The sequence below is a fragment of the Geomonas sp. genome (genome assembly GCF_056994735.1).
The window spans coordinates 1-5,381 of the sequence record NZ_JBXKJL010000342.1 but is presented as its reverse complement, the minus strand read 5'-3'; the positions used below and the strand labels follow the sequence as shown (position 1 = coordinate 5,381).

4 protein-coding genes and 1 pseudogene are annotated in these 5,381 nt (G+C 60.6%); 2 read left to right on the top strand and 3 right to left on the bottom strand.

Annotation, left to right across the window (positions count from 1 at the left end; all coding sequences use genetic code 11):
• Positions 1-285 precede the first annotated feature (285 nt).
• From AC11W3_RS14875 to AC11W3_RS14865, 3 genes are all read right to left on the bottom strand, one after another.
• A complete protein-coding gene (locus AC11W3_RS14875) occupies positions 286-1,773 on the bottom strand; it encodes a heavy metal sensor histidine kinase (RefSeq protein WP_484093251.1) in 1,488 nt (495 codons plus the stop codon).
• Positions 1,754-2,425, bottom strand: a complete 672-nt coding sequence (locus tag AC11W3_RS14870) for a heavy metal response regulator transcription factor (protein WP_484090085.1) — start codon at positions 2,423-2,425, stop codon at positions 1,754-1,756. The genes AC11W3_RS14875 and AC11W3_RS14870 overlap by 20 nt, the downstream gene beginning before the upstream one ends.
• 176 nt (positions 2,426-2,601) lie before the next feature.
• Positions 2,602-3,069 (bottom strand): hypothetical protein, encoded by a 468-nt coding sequence (locus AC11W3_RS14865; protein WP_484093250.1) that lies wholly within the window; start codon positions 3,067-3,069, stop codon positions 2,602-2,604.
• Between the two features lie 262 nt (positions 3,070-3,331).
• Here AC11W3_RS14865 and AC11W3_RS14860 point away from each other — a divergent pair, with 262 nt between their 5' ends.
• Positions 3,332-4,570 carry a PKD domain-containing protein gene (locus AC11W3_RS14860; RefSeq protein WP_484093249.1) on the top strand — a complete coding sequence of 413 codons (1,239 nt, stop codon included), beginning with the start codon at positions 3,332-3,334 and terminating at the stop codon, positions 4,568-4,570.
• Between the two features lie 234 nt (positions 4,571-4,804).
• Positions 4,805-5,381, top strand: a pseudogene (locus tag AC11W3_RS14855) (hypothetical protein); the annotation flags it as partial.

The window sequence follows — 5,381 nt, the reverse complement described above, 5'->3', positions numbered from 1 at the left end:
CGGCTTCAATGGGCAATTAGCAGGGGTTCACGCTGATTCACGAAGGGGGTGTTATGACCTGACGGCGGCCCCGCAGTCACCCTCTCCGTCTTCTCACCAGTGATTTACCGAACCTTGGCCTTAATTTGCTGGAATAACCAGGTCGACAAAATTACGGAAATATTACGGATTCGTCATCTCGAACGTGAAAGGTGAAAGGTGAAAGGTGAAAGGTGAAAGGTGAAAGGTGAAAGGTGAAAGGTGAAAGGTGAAAGGTGAAAGGTGAAGGGGGAAGGGGGAAGGGGCTTAACGGGGGGCGACAGGGCGGGAGGTGTCGCTTCCGCCCCAGTCGGGGAAGCTGAGGGTCACCGTGGTCCCCAGGGCGGGCTCGCTCTGAACCTCTACAGCCCCGTGGTGCAGGTCCATGATGGCCTTGGCAATGGGGAGACCCAGGCCGGTGCCGTGAGGGTCCATGTGCCTGGTGGCGTAGATGCGATAGAAACGGTCAAATACCTTTTCGAACTCCCCGCGGTCGATCCCGCACCCGGTGTCGGATACGCTGAGCCTGCCGGAGAGGCCCTCCCCCTGGATCAGCGAAAAGACCACTTCCCCACCGGCGCGATTGTACGTTATGGCGTTCGATAAAAGCGCCGCGGCAGCCTTCCGGAAGAGGGCAGGATCGGCATAAAACCTCGCATCCCCCTGGCAGCTGATGCAGATCTCCCTCTCCTCGGCGGCGGGGGAGTAGAACTCCATGATCTTCTCCAGTTCTTTCGCGGCATCGACCTCCATCAGGCTGCTGCTGAACTTCCCCATCTCGGCATCGGCCAGGAAGAGTATGTTCTCGGCCAGACGCACCAGCCGGTTGTTCTCTTCCAGACTGGAATGGATCACCTGCTGCAACTCCTCCACGGAACGATCCCGCGAAAGGGCTACCTCCGCTTCTCCTCTCATGATGGTCAGCGGCGTGCGGATCTTGTGGGAGAGGTTTCTGGCCGAATTGTAAAGGCGCTCGAAGGAATCGTGCAACCGGTCGAGCATGCCGTTCATCGCCTGCGCCAGCGCCTCCACTTCGCGAGGCCACTTGTCCCCCGTAATCGGGTCCTTCAGGCTGGAGGCGGTCACGCTCCTGATCATTTCGGTGATTTCGCGCAGCGGCTTGGTTCCCTTGCGGGCTATCCCGAGCCCCACGAAGATGCAGAAGAAGAGCCCCAGCACCAGTGAAATGTAAATCTTGTAGCGGAAGCCGTCCAGGATCCCCTGCACGTTGGTGACGTCCATGGCCACCTCCAGGATCCCCTGCTCCCCGTCCCCCTTGCCCAGATCGACCCAGATCGAGGTCCCTAAGATGGCATTGCCGGTTTCGGTGCGCCAGGCACGGTCGACACCGGGCCTGCCGTCGCGCTCCGGCACCTTGAAGCGGGTGTGGGGCGCCACCTTGTCCATCCCCGGGCTCACCACGATCTCGCGCTCCCGCTTGTCCAGGATCCTTACGAAGTGTTTGACGTACTCCCGGCCGCTGCGGTCCGGGCCGACGATATAGAAGATGGAGGTCTCCCCCGCGGGCGAGGCCAGCATCCTCTCGACTGCGGCGACCTCGTCATGGAGGTATAGGTGGTTCTGGCGCCTGAGTTGCGCGGCCAGCGTTAGGTAGAGGATGATCGAGATGAGGGTGAGGATCAGGAAGGCGGAGCCCGCATTGAAGAGGGCCAGCCAGACGGTCAGGGACCAGGGGCGGCGTGGGGGGGCTGGGCTTGCCCCCCGGGAGGTGTTATCACCGCAGTTCGAGTACATATCCAACGCCGCGGACCGTATGGATCAGCTTGACCTCGAAGGGATCGTCCACCTTGAGCCTGAGGCGGCGCATGTGCACGTCCACCACGTTGGTATCGCTTTCGAAGTCGATGTCCCAGATCCTTTCGGCGATCCTGGTCCGGGAGAGGACCTCTCCGCTCCTGCGGGCCAGAAGCGACAGGAGGGCGTACTCCTTGGGGGTGAGATCGATCCTTTTGCCGCCCCGCATCACGCGATGGGCCGGGAAGTCGATTTCCAGGTCCCCGATCCTCAGCACCTCGGGGGTGCGGACCGGGCCGCGTCGCAGGATGGTGTGGATGCGGGCCAAAAGCTCGGAGAAGGCGAAGGGCTTGGTGAGGTAGTCGTCGGCGCCGAGCCTGAGCCCCTTGACCCGCTCCTCCACGGCGTTCAGCACCGTCAGCATGAGGACCGGCGTCTCCTTGCCGCGATCGCGCATCCGCTTGAGCACCTCCCAGCCGTCCATGCCGGGGAGCATCACGTCCAGGATGACCAGGTCGTACTCGCGGGTCATCGCCAGCTCCAGGCCGTCGCGGCCGTTCTCCACCAGGTCGGTGGTGAAGTTTTCCTCGCTGAGCCCGCGGCAGAGGAAGGCCCCGGTCTTCTTCTCGTCTTCGATAATCAGGATATGCATGACTTCCGATGCCTCATGTTGACTCTTCTTCGCCCTGTAAAGGCCAGGGCGGATTCTTCTATATAGTATTGAAAATCGCTTGGCAAGATCTATTTCATAATAGCCGTCTCAGGTGCGGGATGCCAAGGGGCAAGGGGTGGGGCTGGGCGTGGGGCGGCCGGGGAGGTTCGAATATGTCAAAAGGTCGAGGCCCCGGCGGGACAGGCGTTAGTATCCGATTTGAAGGTCATGGCCGTCCCTGCAATGGTCACAGTCGTGGTGACGACGGAGCTGGAGTCTCCCGCCGCGGCAGAGGTGTGCCTCACCATCACCGTCTGGCCGCTGGCGACAAGGCCCGCAGCCTTGGTGTAAGGGCCGCCGTTTATGGAGTAGGCGCTGTCGGCACCGGATACGGTAATGGAGCCAAGGCCCGACACCCCCGACACCAGCAAGCCGTTCGAAGTCACGGCCGTGGCGGTCGAGACGCCGCATTTGTTGACGAAGGCGGTATCGCTGCCGGTCGAGGAACCATTGTGGGATGCCGATTGATCAGCGGAGCTCTGGTCGGTGCTGGTGGTATCGGTTTTGGCGGCGGGAAACCAGTCGATGCTGCCGCAACCGGCCATGCCCACGGCAATAATAACAAGGATAATAGCTCTCTTCATTTTCCTCCCCCTCTTCCAACCGGGTAACCTCAAGCACAGTGCAAGTCATGTATATAGCACGAATCTCTCTGTCAATTGAAGAATTTATTTATGAGCACCGCGGCACGTGTTCCTTATCATGTAATGGAGCTGCCGGATAAGCACATACAGAACCTTGGCTTTTAGTTGACAGTCCAGGCATTTTCTTGTTGCAAGTGTGAGGCAGGAAATATTATAGTACACCAACTTTTCCCTTTGTTATGACATCTTTCGGAGGTAGCAAATGCGCATCAAAGTAATGATACTACTACTGATCACCCTGTTGGTTGGCGGGTGCGGCGGCGGTGGCAGCGACCCCAAAGCAGATGCGGGTCTTGAGACCGTGACCGCTTACGCAGGTGGAGACAAGACCGAGAACGGCCCCGGATCGGTGATCACCCTGACGGGAACCGCATCTTCCAGCAAGTCCTCCGCTCTCACCTACTCCTGGACGGTGGTTGGCGGCGATGCCTCCAAGGTGGCCATGGGCACACCTACCGCCCTTAGCACCTCATTCACCGCCACTGCGGAGGGAACCTACACCCTCCAGTTCAAGGCTACCTCAACGGCAGACCTCACGGTCTCCTCCACGAGCAATGCCGTCATCACGGTCATCCCCCGCACCACGACCGAATCGCTCACCGTCACGGCGGGTGACGACCTGACCGCCAAGGGCCCGAGTGCCGGCGATGCCGTAACGCTCAACGGCTCGGCCAACTTCGTCATCGGCCCTGTCACCTACGCCTGGAGCGTCAGCGGCCCCAACGCCGCGAGCGCCCATTTCGGTTCGGCCACCAGTGCGGTCACCACCTTTTACGCCGACCAGCCCGGCACCTACAACGTCCAGCTGACCGCGACCTCCACGGGGGGCGCGGGAGCCACCGCCACAAAGACTGCTGTGGTAACCGTTCTTGATGATACCGTCCTCGGGGCCAAATCAAGCTACTTCCCGCTGGTGCCAGGCTCCGTGTGGGTGTACAAGGAAACCTCGACCGGCAACACGGTCAGGAGGGAAGTTCTCAGCGACTTCACCATCTACGCCACCATAGTCTCCACCAGCGGGACCTCGCACAATGTCAGCCGCTACAGCTTCTTGTCCAACAAGGTCTTCCTGACCGAGACCACCGCCGACGGCACTGTCAGTGGCACACCCGTCACCTTCACCACCTCCTATAACTACAACGGCCTCAACGCCTCGGATCTCGGTCTGCTCCAGCTCCCCTCGAGCCTGGTGAGCGGCCCCTCCGAATCCTCGATCTACAATGAAGCCACCTATACCGACTCCAACAGCGCCACCCCGACACAGAAAACGGCCACGGTAACGGTTGTCGGCACCGAGGACGTCACGGTCAACGGGGTCACCTACCCCGCCGTGAAGCTGCAGACCGTCATCGGGACCACGACAAGCAATAGCTGGTACGTCAGGGGGATCGGGCTGGTGAAGGACAGCTCCAAGTACCTGGTGTCCTACACCCCGGGCTAGAAACGGTTTCGATAGAAGCTGATGGGAGCCGGAAAGCGTGCACTGTCCCCCTTAACGGGGGGGCGGCAAGTTTTCCGGCTCCTTCTTTTTCAGAGGTACGGCCGGCACCGTCCCCAATCAGGCAGCAGGAGCCTAACCGCGCCTAGCTTAAGTCTTTTCAGCTGACTTATCTCATGAGCTATGCTAGCTTAGACCAATTTTGTCACCCCTTGCCGATCGATGGGACCCGCAGCCATGGAAAAACACGCCGTCACAGAGCCTTCAACAGCAAGCCACTCCGCGCCATCCACCGAAGCTCATCCTGAAGGACCACCAGACGGCAGCCGCTACTGGTGTAAACAGGCCCTTCATCTCCTCCTCATCGTTGTGGTAGGCTTCATCGCATATTGCAACACCTTCCATGCGCCCTTCGTGCTCGACGACGACTTGTCCATCGTCGACAACCCTGTCATCAAGAACCTCTCCAGTTTCGTCTCCGGCGCAGGCTACCAATACAACCCGCGCCGCTTCATCGGCTACCTGAGCGTAGCGCTGAACTACCGGCTGGGCGGACTCGATGTCACGGGATACCACCTCTTCAACCTGGCCGTGCACCTGTCGAGCGCCTGCCTGGTCTACCTCCTGGCACGGCTGACCCTGCTCACCCCCTACTTCCAGAGGGAGGCGCCATCGGCCGGGGAAAGGCAGGAGGGAAGCGGGTGGGCCCGCTGCCTCCCCCTCCTGGCCGCGCTCCTCTTCGTGGTCCATCCGGTGCAGACCCAGGCGGTCACCTACATCATCCAGCGGGTGGCCTCGCTGGCCGCCATGTTCT

Coding starts and splice junctions, on each gene's coding strand:
- AC11W3_RS14875 (WP_484093251.1), bottom strand. CDS start 1,773: ATGTACTCGAACTGCGGTGATAACACCTCCCGGGGGGCAAGCCCAGCC.
- AC11W3_RS14870 (WP_484090085.1), bottom strand. CDS start 2,425: ATGCATATCCTGATTATCGAAGACGAGAAGAAGACCGGGGCCTTCCTC.
- AC11W3_RS14865 (WP_484093250.1), bottom strand. CDS start 3,069: ATGAAGAGAGCTATTATCCTTGTTATTATTGCCGTGGGCATGGCCGGT.
- AC11W3_RS14860 (WP_484093249.1), top strand. CDS start 3,332: ATGCGCATCAAAGTAATGATACTACTACTGATCACCCTGTTGGTTGGC.